10 protein-coding genes (1 of these 10 running past the window's edge) are annotated in these 15,330 nt (G+C 72.6%); 8 read left to right on the top strand and 2 right to left on the bottom strand.

The window, feature by feature from the left end; genetic code table 11:
• The first annotated feature begins 14 nt into the window (after positions 1-14).
• The 3 genes from AC1PME_RS00585 to AC1PME_RS00595 all read left to right on the top strand — a co-directional run bounded on the left by AC1PME_RS00585 (position 15) and on the right by AC1PME_RS00595 (position 6,068).
• Positions 15-1,484 (top strand): DUF3375 domain-containing protein, encoded by a 1,470-nt coding sequence (locus AC1PME_RS00585; protein ID WP_209248007.1) that lies wholly within the window; start codon positions 15-17, stop codon positions 1,482-1,484.
• Positions 1,471-2,157, top strand: a complete 687-nt coding sequence (locus AC1PME_RS00590) for a DUF4194 domain-containing protein (protein ID WP_481096986.1) — start codon at positions 1,471-1,473, stop codon at positions 2,155-2,157. The genes AC1PME_RS00585 and AC1PME_RS00590 overlap by 14 nt, the downstream gene beginning before the upstream one ends.
• A gap of 95 nt (positions 2,158-2,252) precedes the next feature.
• Positions 2,253-6,068: an ATP-binding protein gene (locus AC1PME_RS00595; RefSeq protein WP_481096987.1), complete on the top strand. Its 3,816-nt coding sequence runs from the start codon at positions 2,253-2,255 to the stop codon at positions 6,066-6,068.
• A 93-nt stretch (positions 6,069-6,161) separates the two neighbouring features.
• Here AC1PME_RS00595 and AC1PME_RS00600 read toward each other — a convergent pair whose 3' ends face one another.
• Positions 6,162-6,935, bottom strand: a complete 774-nt coding sequence (locus AC1PME_RS00600; protein WP_481096988.1) for a sulfite exporter TauE/SafE family protein — start codon at positions 6,933-6,935, stop codon at positions 6,162-6,164.
• A 96-nt stretch (positions 6,936-7,031) separates the two neighbouring features.
• Here AC1PME_RS00600 and AC1PME_RS00605 point away from each other — a divergent pair, with 96 nt between their 5' ends.
• The 5 genes from AC1PME_RS00605 to bphP all read left to right on the top strand — a co-directional run bounded on the left by AC1PME_RS00605 (position 7,032) and on the right by bphP (position 14,613).
• Positions 7,032-7,424 carry a YchJ family metal-binding protein gene (locus AC1PME_RS00605; RefSeq protein WP_254459809.1) on the top strand — a complete coding sequence of 131 codons (393 nt, stop codon included), beginning with the start codon at positions 7,032-7,034 and terminating at the stop codon, positions 7,422-7,424.
• A 271-nt stretch (positions 7,425-7,695) separates the two neighbouring features.
• The gene (locus AC1PME_RS00610) at positions 7,696-10,005 is read left to right on the top strand and encodes a lytic murein transglycosylase (RefSeq protein WP_481098170.1); all 2,310 of its coding nucleotides are present in this window, start codon (positions 7,696-7,698) and stop codon (positions 10,003-10,005) included.
• A gap of 699 nt (positions 10,006-10,704) precedes the next feature.
• A complete protein-coding gene (locus tag AC1PME_RS00615; RefSeq protein WP_481096989.1) occupies positions 10,705-11,955 on the top strand; it encodes a TCR/Tet family MFS transporter in 1,251 nt (416 codons plus the stop codon).
• Positions 11,956-12,145: 190 nt separating this feature from the next.
• Positions 12,146-12,712, top strand: a complete 567-nt coding sequence (locus AC1PME_RS00620) for a biliverdin-producing heme oxygenase (protein ID WP_481096990.1) — start codon at positions 12,146-12,148, stop codon at positions 12,710-12,712.
• Positions 12,709-14,613 (top strand): bacteriophytochrome BphP, encoded by a 1,905-nt coding sequence (gene bphP, locus AC1PME_RS00625; RefSeq protein WP_254459813.1) that lies wholly within the window; start codon positions 12,709-12,711, stop codon positions 14,611-14,613. The genes AC1PME_RS00620 and bphP overlap by 4 nt, the downstream gene beginning before the upstream one ends.
• A 21-nt stretch (positions 14,614-14,634) precedes the next feature.
• Here the strand turns inward: bphP and AC1PME_RS00630 are convergent, their stop codons facing one another.
• Positions 14,635-15,330, bottom strand: partial view of a benzoate/H(+) symporter BenE family transporter gene (locus tag AC1PME_RS00630; RefSeq protein ID WP_481096991.1) — the 3' portion only. It continues 486 nt past the right edge of the window; the window shows 696 of its 1,182 coding nt (coding positions 487-1,182); its start codon lies beyond the right edge, outside the window — the gene reads right to left on this strand; it ends in the stop codon at positions 14,635-14,637.

A 15,330-nucleotide genomic window follows, 5' to 3' on the forward strand; every position in this document is an offset into this window, starting at 1 on the left:
CGGTCGGTTCCTGCATGAAGCCGCATGTCCGGATCGCCGGCTATCGCCAGTTGCGCGAACAGCCGTTGTGGAAGTTGCTGGCCGCCGACCATGCCCCGGAGCTGATCGGCCTGCTGCAGACCCTGCTCGGCGACGCCCAGCGGCGCCTGCCGGCCGACGTGCTGCACGAGCGCCTGCAGCGCCAGCTCGATGCGCTGAAGGACGACCAGCTCTCGCGCGAACTGCCGCGCACCGCGCAGGCCTACGTGGCGCACTGGCTGGCGCAGGGCTGGCTGGAACGGCGCCTGCCCGAAGGCGATGCGCAGGAAGAATACGAACTGTCGCGGCAGGCGGCGCAGGCGATCCGCTTCATCGCCGGGGTGCGCGACAGCGCCAGCGTGGCCACCGAGAGCCGGCTGTCGCTGGTGATCCAGCAGCTGGTGCAACTGGCCGGGCAGACCGAGACCGATCCGGACGCGCGCCTGGCCGCGCTGCGCGCCGAGCGCGAGCGCCTGGACGCGGAGATCGAGCGCGTGGCCGCCGGCAAGCTGGCCGCGCTGGACGGCAAGCGCGCGCTGGAGCGCACCCGCGACATCATCCGCCTGTCCGACGATCTGACCGAGGACTTCCGCCGCGTCCGCGACGATTTCGAACGGCTCAACCGCGAGTTCCGCGAGCGCATCATCGACGACGAGGGCGCGCGCGGCGACGTGCTGGAGAAGCTGTTCGCCGGCATCGACGTGATCGGCGAGAGCGAGGCCGGGCGCAGTTTCCAGGCGTTCTGGAGCCTGCTCAACGACGCCGAACAGAGCGTGCAGCTGGACGCGGCGCTGGAGGCGTTGCTGGCGCGCGGCTTCGCCCGCCGCCTGGACCGCCACGAGCGCGCCTTCCTGCGTGGACTCACCGGCACCCTGCTCGAACGCGGCGGCCAGGTGCACGAGGTGATGCAGCATTTCGCGCGCAGCCTGCGCGGTTTCGTGCAGAGCCGCGGCTACCTGGAACAGCGCCGGCTCAACCAGTTGCTGAAGCAGGCGCAGGGCGAGGCGCTGCAGTTGCGCGACCACCTGCATGCCACCGCCGCCACCGGCTACGTGCTGCCGCTGAGCAGCGCGCGGCTGCGCTCGCTGTCGCAGTGGCGCCTGCACGACCCGCGCAGCCAGCAGGTGGACGGGCGGGTGCAGGCGGCCGAGGCGGCGACGATCTCGCTGGACAGCGTCGGCGACCTGGTCGCGCAGTCGGAGATCGACCTGCGCGGCCTGCGCAACGACCTGCACGACCTGCTCGGCCGGCAGCCGCAGCTGAGCATCGGCGAGGCGTTGCGGCAGCGCCCGGCGGCGCAGGGCCTGGGCAGCGTGATCGGCTACCTGGCGCTGGGCACCCGCCATGGCGTGGTCGTCGACGGCGAATGGGAAGCGGTGCAATGGGAGGGCGGCGACGGCCAGGTGCGGCGCGCGCGCATCCCGCTGGTGTGGTTCACCAAGGAAAAACGCAATGAGCTGGTCTGACGAATTCCACGGCCATCAGGCCGATGCCGGCGATGCCGCCGCGGCCGCAGCGACTGCGGCGGCCGCGGCCGGCACCGCGCTGTTCGCCGGCGACAGCGGCAGCCTGCCGCTGGAGGCGCGGCGCGCGCTGTGCCAGCTGCTGTCCGGTCCCAGTGTCGACGCCTACCGGCACGGCCCGCTGTGGCCGGCGCTGCTGCGCCACGAGGCGGCGATCCGCCGCGTGCTGAGCGAGCTGTTCCTGGAACTGGTGCTGGACCGCGACGGCGGCGTGGCGTTCGCGCGCCAGGCCGACACCGGCGAGCTGGAGACCCCGGCGCTGCTGCGCACCGCGCCGCTGACCTTCATCGAATCGGTGTTGCTGCTGTTCCTGCGCCAGCAACTGGCCGAGGCCGACACCCGCGGCGAGCGCGCGGTGGTCGACGAGGCGCAGCTGCTGGAAGTGCTGTCGGTGTACGAGAAGAACGTCTCTACCGACCGCGCCGGTTTCGCCCGGCGCGTGCTGGCGGCGATCGCCAAGATGCGCGACAACCACCTGCTGTCCAAGCTGCGCGGCAGCGAGGACCGCTACGAGGTGTCGCCGGCGCTGAAGCTGCTGTTCTCGGCCGAGGACGTGCAGGCGCTGGCGGCGGCCTACCGCGGCCTGCGCGAGGGCGCGACCGAGGCGGCGCCATGAGCGGCCTGCGGCCGCGCGTGGCGTTCGTCTAGCGCCGGCCTGGCCGCGTGCGCTGGCCGCCATGGCGGCCGTTCCCGTTTTCCGATGAGTTCCCGATGACGTCCCTGTCCGCTTCGTCCACCGTCCCCGTCGCCCCGTCCCTGTTCGCCGAGACCCTGGCCGAGCAGCGCGCGCAGCAGTACCGTATGCGCCGCCTGCAGGTGCACAACTGGGGCACCTTCAACGGCCTGACCGACGTGCCGATCGCCGAGAAGGGCTTCCTGTTCGTCGGCCGCTCCGGTTCGGGCAAGTCGACCCTGCTCGATGCGATGTCGGCGCTGCTGACGCCGCCGAGCATCGTCGACTTCAACGCCGCCGCGCGCGAGGCCGAGCGCAGCGGCCGCGACCGCAGCCTGGTCTCCTACGTGCGCGGCGCCTGGGCCGACCAGCAGGACAGCGCCTCCGGCGAGATCGCCACCCAGTACCTGCGCAAGGGCGCGACCTGGTCGGCGCTGGCGCTGGAGTACCGCAACGCGCAGGGCCAGGCGGTGAGCCTGGTGCGGCTGTTCTGGATCGCCGGCAGCGGCACCGCCGCGGCCGACGTGCGCAAGCACTACATGGTGGTGCCGCGCGGCTTCGACGTGGCCGCCGAGCTGGACGGCTTCGACCTGGACCTGCGCCGGCTCAAGCTGCGCCTGGGCGAGGACGTGCACCACTTCGACAGCTTCGCCGGCTACGCCGAGCGCTTCCGCCACCTGCTCGGCATCGGCAACGAGATGGCGCTGCGGCTGCTGCACAAGACCCAGTCGGCGAAGAACCTGGGCGACCTCAATGCCTTCCTGCGCAGCTTCATGCTCGACGAGCCGCGCACCTTCGAGGCCGCCGACCGCCTGGTCGAGGACTTCGCCGAACTCGACGGCGCGCACCACGCGGTGGTGACCGCGCGGCGCCAGGTGGAGACCCTGACCCCGGCGCGCGACTACCACGCCGAATTGCTGGCGTTGCGCCATAGCGTCGGCGAGCTGCGCGAACTGCAGCTGGGCATCGACGGCTACCGCGAGCAGCGCCGCCTGGCCCTGCTCGACGCGCGCCTGCAGGAACTGGACACCCAGGACCGCGGCCTGGCCGGCGAGGAAGGGCAGCGCCGCGAAGCGCTGGACAACCTCGAACAGACCCTGGCCGAACTGGAAAGCGAACAACGCGCGCAGGGCGGCGAGCGGGTCGAGGCGCTGGAGCGCGAACACGCCCGTGTCGAGCGCGAGCGCGACGAGCGCATGCGCCGCCGCAGCCAGGTCGAGCAGGCCTGCCGCCAGCTCGGCATGGGCCTGGCCGGCAGCGCCAGCGGCTTCGCCGAGCAGGTGGCGCAGGCGCGCGCGCTGCGCGACGGTGTCGCCGGCGAGGCCAGCAGCCTGGACGAGGCGATTGCCGAGCGCATGGCCGAGCGCCGCGAGGACGAACGCCGCTTCGCGCTCATCCGCACCGAGATCGAGGCGCTGCTGAAGGCGCCCTCGAGCATTCCTGCGCCGATGCAGGCGCTGCGCGCGCGGCTGTGCGCCGAGACCGGCCTGTCCGAAGCCGCGCTGCCGTTCGTCGGCGAGCTGGTGCAGGTGGAGGCCGACCAGGCCGCCTGGCGCGGCGCGATCGAGCGCGTGCTGCACGGCTTCGCGCAATCGCTGCTGGTCGACGAGCGCCACTACGCCAGCGTCGCCGACTGGGTCAACAAGACCCAGCTCGGCACCCGCCTGGTGTATTTCCGGGTCCGCCACAACGCGCCGCTGCAACACCGCGAGCCCGATGCCAAGTCGCTGCTGCGCAAGCTGGAGCTGCGCGACCATGCGTATGCGCCGTGGCTGCGCCAGGAGCTGGCCCGGCGCTTCGACTACGCCTGCGTGGACACCGTGGCGCAGCTGCGCGACGCCGAGCGCGCGATCACCCGCGAAGGCCAGGTCAAGCACCCGGGCGACCGCTACGAGAAGGACGATCGCCACGCCGTCGGCGACCGCAAGCGCTGGCTGCTCGGCTACGACAACCGCGACAAGCTCAAGGTCTACGAGCGCGAGGGCCAGACCCTGGCGCAGCGCATCGCCGCCTGCGATGCCGACGTCGCCGCCCTGCGCAAGCAGCGCGAGCAGGACCAAGGCCGGCAACTGGCCGCGCACACCCTGGCCGAGCGCGAGTGGGACGAGATCGACGTGGCGCCCAAGCTGCAGCGCCTGAGCGACATCGCCGAGCAACTGCTGCAGTTGCGCGAGGGCGACACCGCGTTGCGTGCGCTAGGCGAGCAGATCGCCACCGCCCGCGCGCGCCGCGACCAGGCCCGCCGCACCTACGAGGACGTGCGCCTGGAGCGCGCCCAGCTGAGCCGCGAGCGCGCCCGCCTGGAGGCGCAGCGCGAGACCTGCGCCGCGCGCGTGGCCACCACCGTGATCGGCCCGGCGCAGGTGGCGGGGCTGGACGCACGGCTGGCTGCGCTGCCGCCGCTGAGCCTGGACAACCTGGAAGCGCATCTGCGCAGCGTCGAACGCGGCCTCGGCGAACAACTGGCGCAGAGCCAGGCGCAGGACGCGCGGCTGAGCCAGCAGGTGCTGGACTGCTTCCGCCGCTACTGCCAGCAGTGGCCGGAGGACAGCGGCGACTTCACCGTCAGCCTGGCCAGCGCCGACGACTTCCTGGCGCGCCTGCAGCGCCTGGAGAGCGACGGCCTGCCGCGCCACGAAGGCCGCTTCTTCGACCTGCTGCAGACCCAGAGCAAGAACAACCTGCTGGCCCTGCAGCGCTACACCGCCGAAGCGCACAAGGCGATCAAGCAGCGCATGGACGAGGTCAACGCCAGCCTCGAGCAGGTGCCGTTCAACCGCGGCACCCTGCTGACCATCGAGGTCAGCGACCGGCGCCTGCTCGAGGTGCAGGAGTTCCAGCAGCAGCTGCGCGCCGTGCTCGGCCACCAGCAGACCGAGGACCGCGCGCTGGCCGAGGCGCAGTTCGCCACCCTGCGCGGGCTGGTGCAGCGGCTCGGCGCACAGGAGCCGGAGCTGCGGCGCTGGCGCGAGCAGGTGCTGGACGTGCGCCAGCACGTGGAGTTCGTCGGCGTGGAACTGGACGCGGACAGCCGCGCGCAGGTGGAGATCTACCGCAGCGGCGCCGGCAAGTCCGGCGGCCAGCGGCAGAAGCTGGCCACCACCTGCCTGGCCGCGGCGCTGCGCTACCAGCTCGGCGGCGAGGACGGCGAGCTGCCGCGCTACGCCGCGGTGGTGCTGGACGAGGCCTTCGACAAGGCCGACAACGAGTTCACCGCGCTGGCGATGAACATCTTCGAGAACTTCGGTTTCCAGATGGTGGTGGCCACGCCGCTGAAGTCGGTGATGACCCTGGAGCCGTTCATCGGCGGCGCCTGCTTCGTCGAGATCAGCGGCCGCCACAACTCCGGCGTGCTGCTGATCGAATACGACGAGCAGGCGCACCGGCTGAAGCTGCCCGAGCGCAGCCGCAACGAGGCGGCGACGCCTGTGGCGGAGTCGGCCGCGCCAGCGGAGCAGGCAGCTGCCGAGCTGCCGCCGTCGGCCGCCGACGCCGCGGACGCAACCGCCGAGACCGTCGCAGACGCCGCTGCCGCGTCGGCGCGCGCGTCCGGCAAGGCGCGCGATGGTCGCGGCAACGGCGCGAAGCCACCGACCACGCTCAAGACGTCGCCAGCGACGCCCGGCAAACGCGCCCGCACTGCCGTCGCGACGCCTGCGGCCAAGGCCGCGTCGGCGAAGGCGCCACGCAAGTCCGCCGCGGCCGCGGCGCGTCCGTCCACGGCAACGCGGCCGGCCGCGCGGTCGGCGTCGGCGAAGACCGCGAACGCCGCCGCAGGCCGCAAACCTGCGAAACCGGCCAAGGCTGCGGCATCCAAGACGCCTCCCGCGACCGCCAAACGCCGCGGCCGCTGAGCGGTGCTGGCGGCCCGCGGGCCGACCGGCGCGCGCGCGGCCGCATCGTCGGGCGCGCAGGCATGCGGCAACTGCGCGGCGCCGCTGCCGCGCTCAGTGCAGCAGGTCCCAGCCCATCTTGGCGATCAGCACCACCACCAGTACCAGGAACAACCGCCGGATCAGCGGCGTGCCGCCGCGCAGCGCCAGCCGCGTGCCGGTCACCGCGCCGGCCACGTTGGCCACGGCCATCGGCACCGCCGCGGCCAGCAGGATCTTGCCGCTGGGCACGAAGAAGCACAGCGCCGCCAGGTTGGTGGCCAGGTTCACCACCTTCGACGCGGCCGAGGCGCGCAGGAAATCCAGGCCGAAGAAGCGGATGAACAGGAAGATCAGGAAGCTGCCGGTGCCCGGGCCGAAGAAGCCGTCGTAGAACCCGATCGCCGCGCCGATCGCCAGCGCGATCGCCAGTTCGCGGCGGCCGACGTGGCGCGGGCGGTGCAGCGCGCCGAAGTCCTTCTTGACCAGCGTGTAGCCCAGCATCGCGATCAGCAGCACCAGGATCAGCGGCCGCACCGCCTGTTTCGGCAGCAGGCTCACCGCGGTGGCGCCGAGGAAGGCGAACACGAACGCGGTCGCGGTCGCGTACAGCACCGGCCGCCACGGCAGGCGCACGTGGCGCGCGTAGCGCCAGGCGGCGGTGCCGGTACCGGCCATGGCGCTGAACTTGTTGGTGCCCAGCACCACCGCCGGCGCCTGTTGCGGCAAGGTCGCGAACAGCCCCGGCAACTGGATCAGGCCGCCGCCGCCCACCGCCGCGTCCACCAGCCCGGCGACGAAGGCGAGACACAGCAGCCAGGGCAGTTCGGTGGGGATCGACTCGAGCACGCCGGCGCTCCGCGCAAGGGGCCGCAAGCATAGCCGCCGCCGGCCATGGCGCGCGCGCGGCGTGCGCATCGGTGCCGCAGCCGGCACAATCGGCACATGCCGCCGTCCGCCCCGCGCCTTGCCGATCCCTGCCCCTGCGGCCGTCCGCGCGACTACGCGCAGTGCTGCGGGCCGTACCACGCCGGCGCCGCCGCGCCGGATGCCGAATCCCTGATGCGTTCGCGCTACAGCGCCTACGTGCGCTGCGACGCCGACTACCTGCGCGCGAGCTGGCATCCGTCGACCTGCCCGCCGCAGGTGGACGTGGACCCGCGCACGGTCTGGCTCGGCCTCACCGTGCAGCGCGTGTTGCAGACCGGCGCCGACAGCGCCGAGGTCGCCTTCCTGGCGCGCTACCGCATCGGCGGCGGCAGCGCGGTGCGCATGACCGAGCACAGCCGCTTCGTGCGCGAGGACGGGCGCTGGTACTACCTCGACGCGCTGGACTGAACCGGCGCGTGCGGCGCCGGTGGCGCGCACGCCCCAGCACCGTCGTTCGTGGCGAGGGGTCGGTCCTTCTTGCGCTTCGCGCCGCATGCCACCGATGCCCGAACGCCGTGCGTATCCCGGCCCCGGCGCCGCGGCGCACGATCTGCCAGCCACGCCATGATCAGGACGCGCTGCCGGTCGCGCGCCGTCTGCCGCCAGCGCGCGTGAGCAGAGCGCACACGCGGTGGTTGTTTATGATGTCGGCCCTGCCGTAGGCGAGGAAGTTGCGATGATGCGTTTGGCTTGGCTCCTGCTGCTGGCGGCCCCGTGCGCGCTCGCGCAGACCCCGCCCGCGGCGACGCCGTCCGCGCCGGATCCGGCCTTCGCCACCTGCGTGGCCGGGCTGCGCACGGCCGCGGCGAAGGCGGGCGTGGTCGAACCGTCGTTCGACCGCTTCACCGCCGACCTGCAGCCGGACCCGAGCGTGCTGCCGCTGCTCGACGCCCAGCCCGAGTTCACCACGCCGATCTGGGACTACCTGGCCGGCCTGGTCGACAGCCAGCGCATCGACGACGGCCGCGCCATGCTGGCCGCGCACCGCGACCTGCTCTCCCAAGTGGCGCAGCAGTACGGTGTGGACCCGGAGACGGTGGTCGCGGTATGGGGCGTGGAGAGCGACTACGGCCGCATCTCCGGCAAGCGCCCGCTGTTGGTGTCGCTGCTGACCCTGTCCTGCGAAGGCCGCCGCCAGCCGTTCTTCCGCAGCGAACTGTTCGCGCTGCTGAAGCTGTTGCAGGCCGGCGACCTGCGGCCCGAGGGCCTGACCGGCTCCTGGGCCGGCGCCTTCGGCCATACCCAGTTCATGCCCAGCACCTACGCCCGCGTCGCCGTGGACGGCGATGGCGATGGCCGCCGCGACCTGGTCGCCAGCATTCCCGATGCGCTGGCCTCCACCGCCAACTATCTCAAGCTGGCCGGCTGGCAGACCGGTCAGCCCTGGGGGCTGGAAGTGAAGCTGCCGGCCGGCTTCGACCCGGCGCTGGCCGGGCGCACCCAGCGTCGGTCGCTGTCCGACTGGCGCGCGCGCGGTCTGACCGCGGCCGATGGCGGCGCGCTGCCGGCGCTGGCGGCGCAGACGCCGGCGGCGGTGCTGATCCCGGCCGGCGTGCACGGCCCGGCGTTCCTGGTGTTCCGCAACTACGACGCGATCTACGCCTACAACGCTGCCGAGAGCTATGCGCTGGCGATCGCGCTGCTGTCCGACCGGTTGCGCGGCAAGCCCGGGCTGGTCGTCGCCTGGCCCACCGACGACCCCGGCCTGGGCCGGCCGGAACGGCGCGAACTGCAGACCCTGCTGCTGGCCCGCGGCCATGCCATCGGCCAGGCCGACGGCGCCATCGGCACCGCCACCCGCCGCGCGATCCAGGCCGAGCAGCAGCGCCTGGGCCTGCAGCCGGCCGACGGCCGCGCCGGGCAACGCATCCTCGACGCGCTGCGCCGCGAGGCCGGTGGCGCACCCGCGGCGCCCGTCTCGCCACCGGCCACGCCGTCGCCGCCGCAGCAACCGTCTGCACCGGCATCGTCGCCTGCATCCGCACCCGCACCCGCAACGACCCCGGCACCCACGGCCGCGCCCGCAACGCCGCCGTTCGGCGGCGCGCCGCCCACCGCGTTCCAGCTGCCGGCGGCGTACCCGGCCTTCGTCCAATCCCCCGCGCCACGGAGCATCCATCCCATGTCCGACGTCCCCGGCCTGAGCACAGGCGACTTCCACGGCTACCCCTCGCTGCTGGTGGAGACCCCGCAGTCCACCGCCGCGATCAGCCTGTTCGGCGGCCAGGTGCTGTCGTTCGTGCCCAAGGGCGGCACCGACGCGCTGTGGCTGTCGCCGAGCGCGCAGCCCACGCCGACCCCGATCCGCGGCGGCACCCCGGTGTGCTGGCCGTACTTCGGCCGCCAGGGCCAGAGCGAGGCCGTGCCCGCGCACGGCTTCGTGCGCACCGTGCCGTGGCAGTTGCAGGACGCGCGGCGCGAGGCCGACGGCAGCCTGGTCCTGACCCTGGCGCCGCCCGACTTCGACGACCTGCCGCTGCGCCTGCGCATGCAACTGCGCATCGGCGCCACGCTGGAGCAGCGCCTGGTCACCGACAACGTCGGCACCGCGCCGGCCCGCTTCACCCAGGCGCTGCACAACTACTTCCGCGTCGCCGACGCCACCCAGGTGCGGGTGCAGGGCCTGGACGGCCTGGACTACCTGGACAAGTTCGAAGGCTACGCCACGCCGCATCGTCAGCACGGCGACTGGAGCCTGCAGGATCCGCGCGATCCCGGCCGCAGCGACCGCATCTATACCGGCGCCGGCGGCCGCTACACCCTGCTGGACCCGGGCCTGCAGCGCCGCATCGAGATCGCGACCACCGGCAGCCGCACCCTGGTGGCGTGGAATCCGGGCGAGGCCGGCGCGCAGAAGATGGCTGATGTTGGCCCGCACTGGCGCCAGTTCGTGTGCCTGGAAGCGGCCAACGCCGGACCCGAGGTGATCGAACTGGCACCGGGCGCCCAGCACGTGCTGCAGCAGACCATCTCTGTCGCGGCGTTGTAGTCGACAGTAGACGGCCGCACCGGATGAACCGCCCTGGATGGGCGGGTGTCGGCCATGGCTCGGCACCGACCGCGCCGGCGTGGCTGGCGATATCGCCTCCGCCGCACCCTCACTCCCGGCCCCTCTCCCGGGGGGAGAGGGGTGTCGCACGGTGGCGCCGGACTTGGTGCCGACGCCTTCGGCTCAGCCCGGCCCTGTTGTAGGAGGGGCTTCAGCCCGGCGCGCAATCGACCCAGCCCGGACCCCATTGTGGGAGGGACTTCAGTCCCGACGCGATGACCTCCGCCGGCCGCAGCCGAACCCGCTCTTGCGACCTCCAGTCGAACCGCCGCGCTAGCGCAGAAGGGGCTCCAACCCGGCGCACAATCGACCCAGCCTGGACCCCATTGTGGGAGGGACTTCAGTCCCGACGCGATGACCTCCGCCGGCCGCAATTGAACCCGCTCCCGCGCCATCCAGTTGAGCCGCCGCGCTAGCGCAGAAGGGGCTTCAACCCGACGCACAATCGACCCAGCCTGGCTCCCGTTGTGGGAGGGACTTCAGTCCCGACGCCACGACCTCCGCCGATCGCGGCCGAACCCGCCCCTGCGACGACCAATCGAGCCACCACGTCTCGCAGTCACCACACCCGTTCCAACCCAGCACCTCCCGCACCCGCAGGGCGCCGATTACACTGCCGCGTCCGCCAGGAGACCTGCCGTGCACGCTCCGATTCCCGCCGTCCGCGCGCGCCGCGCCGCGGTCGCCTTCATCTTCGTCACCCTGCTGATCGACGTGCTGTCCTTCGGCGTCATCATTCCGGTGCTGCCCACGCTGGTGCGCGACTTCACCGGCGGCGATTTCGCCGCAGCGGCCAGGTGGGTCGGCTGGTTCGGTTTCCTGTTCGCCGCGCTGCAGTTCGTCAGCTCGCCGCTGCAGGGCGCATTGTCCGACCGCTACGGCCGGCGCCCGGTAATCCTGGCCTCGTGCCTGGGGCTGGGCGTGGACTTCATGGTGATGGCGCTGGCGCAGAGCCTGCCGGTACTGCTGCTGGCGCGCATGGTCTCGGGCGTGTTCTCGGCCAGCTTCACCTCGGCCAACGCCTACATCGCCGACATCACCCCGCCCGACAAGCGCGCCCAGGCCTACGGCATCATCGGCGCCGCGTTCGGCGTGGGCTTCGTGGTCGGCCCGCTGCTGGGCGGCTGGCTCGGCAGCCTGCACCTGCGCGCGCCGTTCTGGTTCGCCGCCGGGCTGGCCCTGCTCAACTTCCTCTATGGCCTGTGGGTGCTGCCCGAATCGCTGGCGCCGGAACGGCGCACCGCGCGGATGGACTGGGCGCACGCCAATCCGTTCGGCGCGCTGCGCCTGCTGCAGCGCTATCCGCAGGTGTTCGCGCTGGCCGCGGTGATCTTCCTGGCGAACCTGGCGCACTACGTCTACCCGAGCATCTTCGTGCTGTTCGCCGACTACCGCTTCGGCTGGGGGCCGAAGCAGGTCAGCTGGGTGCTGGCCCTGGTCGGCGTGTGCAGCATCGTGGTCAACGCCGTGCTGGTGGCGCGGGTGGTGCGCCGCTTCGGCGAGCGCGGCGCGCTGTTGTTCGGGCTGGGCTGCGGTGTGATCGGGTTCGCCATCTACAGCGTGGCCGGCAGCGGCGCGCTGTTCCTGCTCGGCGTGCCGATCAGTGCGCTGTGGGCGGTGGCCGGGCCGGCGGCGCAGGCCATCGTCACCCGCCACGTCGGCGCCGACGCGCAGGGCCGCATCCAGGGCGCGCTGATGAGTCTGGTCAGCCTGGCCGGGGTGATCGGGCCGCTGCTCTACGCATGGGTGTTCGCCGCCTTCATCGGCCCGCACGCGCTGCTGCATTTCCCCGGGGTGCCGTGGCTGCTGGCGGCGCTGCTGCTGGGCGGTGGCTGGATCGTGGCCTGGCGCCGCGCGCGGGTGCCGGCCGCGGCGGCGGCCGGCGGCTGAAGGGCGGCGCCGGCGCCGCCGCCGGCATGAACGGCTCAGCTTGCGGTGCGACCGGCGCCGCGGTGCGCGCAGGCTCGCCTGGAACCGCACGGTCGCGATTGTTACGCTGTGTCCCCACTTCGTCGCGGCCGGCCGGCTGCTGTTGCCAGTCGCCCGCATGATGTCTCCTCCCGACGGAACCGCCCTGCCGTTGACCGCTTCGCGCCTGCTGCGCGAGGCCACCGCGCACCAGCACCAGGCGGTCGAAGACCTGCCGGCGCTGCGCGCGCTGATGGGCGCGGCGCTGTCGCTGCCCGCCTACGTGCAGGCGCTGCGCCTGCATCACGCGGCGCTGGCCGGCTGGGAGCGCCGCGAGGCGGCCTGGCTGCGCGACTGCGGCGATGCGCACTGGCACTACCAGCCACGCGCCCCGCTGCTAGCGCAGGACCTGCAGGCCTTGCAGGCGTCGCCGCCGGCGCTGCAACCGGTGCCGCCGGCCCCGGCCGACGCCCACCGCTGGGGCATGCTGTACGTGGTCGAGGGCTCGCGCCTGGGCGGGCGGGTGATCGCCCGGCAACTGCGGCAGACCCTGCCCGCGGTCGCACCGGCGCTGTCCTATTTCGAACTCGGCCATGCCGACCCGGCCGCCTGGCGGCATTTCCAGCAGCGCCTGGAGCGGGCCTTGCCGACCGCGCCGCTGCGGCAGGCCGCGGTCGACGGCGCCTGCGCCATGTTCGCGCACTTCCACACCCATTTCGCCCTGGAGATCGCCGCATGAGCGACACCGTCGTGCCCTTGGACATGGACGCGTGCGCGCGCGAACCGATCCACATTCCCGGCTCGGTGCAGCCGCACGGCGTGCTGCTGGTGATCGAGCCGGGCGACGGGCGCATCGTCCAGGCCAGCGCCAGCGCCGCCGACCTGTTCGGCCGGCCGCTGGACGAACTGCTCGGACAGCCCTACAGCGCCCTGCTGGCGCTGGAGGACCCACGCACGCGTCTGCTGCCGGACGCGGCCGAGCGCAGCGACCTGGCCTATGTCGAAGTCGGCCTCAAGGGGGCGACCGCGGCGCAGCGCTGGGTCGGCGCTTGGCATCTGTACCCGGAGCAATGGCTGCTGGAACTGGAGCCGCGCGACGCGCCGCTGGCCGACGCCACCCTGCGCGAAGCGCTGCCGTTGCTGCGCCGGCTGGAGACCGATCACAGCATCGAGGACGCCTGCCAGCGCGCCGCCAAGAGCCTGCGCGGCCTGATCGGCTACGACCGGGTGATGATCTACCGCTTCGACGACGACTGGAACGGCGACGTGGTCGCCGAGGCGCGCGCGGCGGAGCTGGAGCCCTATCTCGGCCTGCATTACCCGGCCAGCGACATCCCGGCGCAGGCGCGCGCGCTGTACCTGCGCAACCGTGTGCGCCAGATCGCCAACGTCGGCTACGTGCCCTCGCCGATCCAGCCCATCCTGCACCCGCGCCTGCGCGCGCCGGTGGACCTGAGCGACGTGAGCCTGCGCAGCGTCTCGCCGGTGCATCTGGAATACCTGGCCAACATGGGCGTCACCGCCACCCTGGTGACCTCGATCGTGGTCAACGACGTGCTGTGGGGGCTGATCGCCTGCCATCACTACCGCCCGTACTTCTGCAACCACGAGATGCGCGATGTCGCCGACGCGGTGAGCCGGGCGCTGGCCGGGCGCATCGGCGCGCTCACTGCGGTGGCGCGCGCGCGCATCGAGTCGGTGCTGCTGACCGTGCGCGAGAAGCTGATCACCAACTTCAACGACGCCGAGATGCTGACTGCACCGATGCTCGACGAGATGGCCTCGGACCTGCTCGACGTGGTCGATGCCGACGGCGTGGCGGTGTTCCACGGCGACCACGTCACCCGCCATGGCATGTCGCCGTCGACCGAGGATCTGGCGCGGATCCGCGAGCAGATCGAGGACACCCACCACGAGGCGCTGCGCCACGATGCGGTCGGCGCGCTGCACTCGGACCAGATCGGCCAGACCTTCCCGGCACTGGCCGATCTGGCGCCATTGGCGGCCGGCTTCATCTTCGTGCCGCTGATGCCGCAGGCGCGCAGCGCGCTGCTGTGGACCCGCCGCGAACAGGTGCGCACGGTCAACTGGGCGGGCAATCCGCAGCTGGCCAAGCTGCAGGACATCGCCGGGTCGCGGCTGTCGCCGCGCAAGAGCTTCGACCTGTGGCAGGAAACCGTGCGCGGCCGCGCGCAGCCCTGGTCGCCGATCAGCCTGGAGTCGGCGCGCAGCCTGCGGGTGCTGATCGAGCTGATGGAGCGCAAGCGCTTCCAGCAGGACTTCGCGCTGCTGGAGGCCTCGCTGTCGCGGCTGCGCGAGCCGGTGGCGATCGTCGAACGCGGCGATGGCCAGCGGCCCAGCCGCCTGGCCTTCGTCAACGAAGCGTTCGCCGCGCTGTACGAGCGCGAGGTCGCCGAGTTGATCGGCTGCGACCTGGACCACTTGTACGCCAGCGATGCGCTGTTGGCAGAGACCCAGCGCATCCACACCCTGCTGCGGCAGGGGCGCGCGGCCTACGTCACCCTGCCGCTGCGCGTGGACAGCGCCGTCGCGGTGTACCGCCAGTTCGACTTCGAGCCGCTGCCCAATCCCACCGGCGTGTCCAGCCACTGGCTGCTGCAGCTGCGCGACCCGCGCTGAGTTCCGTGCGGCGGCGCGGCCTCAGCGGCTGCGCCGCCACAGCGCCAGGGTCGCCGCGCCGGCCAGCAGGCCCCACAACGCCGCGCCGATGCCGAACAGCGACAGGCCCGAGGCGGTGACCAGGAACGCGATCAGCGCCGGCTCGCGCTCGTGTTCCTCGCGCAGCGCCGAGGCCAGGCTGTTGCCGATGGTGCCGAACAGCGCGATGCCGGCGATCGCCATCACCAGCTCCCGGGGAAAGGCGGCGAACAACGCGGCCACGGTGGCGCCGAACACGCCGATCAAGAGATAGAAGATCCCCGCGAACACCGAGGCCATGTAGCGCCGCTGCGGATCTTCCTGTGCTTCGCGGCCCATGCAGATCGCCGCGGTGATCGCCGCCAGGTTCAGGCTGTAGGCGCCGAACGGCGCCAGCACCGCGTTGATCGTGCCGATCCAACCGATGGTCGGCGAGATCGGCACCGCATAGCCGGAGGCGCGGATCACCGCCACGCCGGGCAGGTTCTGCGAGGTCATCGTCACCACGAACAGCGGCAACGCGATGCCGAAGACGGCCTGCCACGACAGCGTCGGCCACACCAGTTGCGGCTGCGCCAGGCGCAGCTGCGCGGCCTCCAGGTGCAGCGTGCCGTTGCCGGCGGCCACTGCGATGCCGGCGAGCAGCGTGGCGATCACCGCATAGCGCGGAAAGACGCGGCGGCCGAGCAGGTACATCGC

It is taken from the genome of Xanthomonas sp. NCPPB 901 (assembly GCF_056725085.1).

Coding starts and splice junctions, on each gene's coding strand:
- AC1PME_RS00585 (WP_209248007.1), top strand. CDS start 15: ATGAAGCCGCATGTCCGGATCGCCGGCTATCGCCAGTTGCGCGAACAG.
- AC1PME_RS00590 (WP_481096986.1), top strand. CDS start 1,471: ATGAGCTGGTCTGACGAATTCCACGGCCATCAGGCCGATGCCGGCGAT.
- AC1PME_RS00595 (WP_481096987.1), top strand. CDS start 2,253: ATGACGTCCCTGTCCGCTTCGTCCACCGTCCCCGTCGCCCCGTCCCTG.
- AC1PME_RS00605 (WP_254459809.1), top strand. CDS start 7,032: ATGCCGCCGTCCGCCCCGCGCCTTGCCGATCCCTGCCCCTGCGGCCGT.
- AC1PME_RS00610 (WP_481098170.1), top strand. CDS start 7,696: ATGCGTTTGGCTTGGCTCCTGCTGCTGGCGGCCCCGTGCGCGCTCGCG.
- bphP (WP_254459813.1), top strand. CDS start 12,709: ATGAGCGACACCGTCGTGCCCTTGGACATGGACGCGTGCGCGCGCGAA.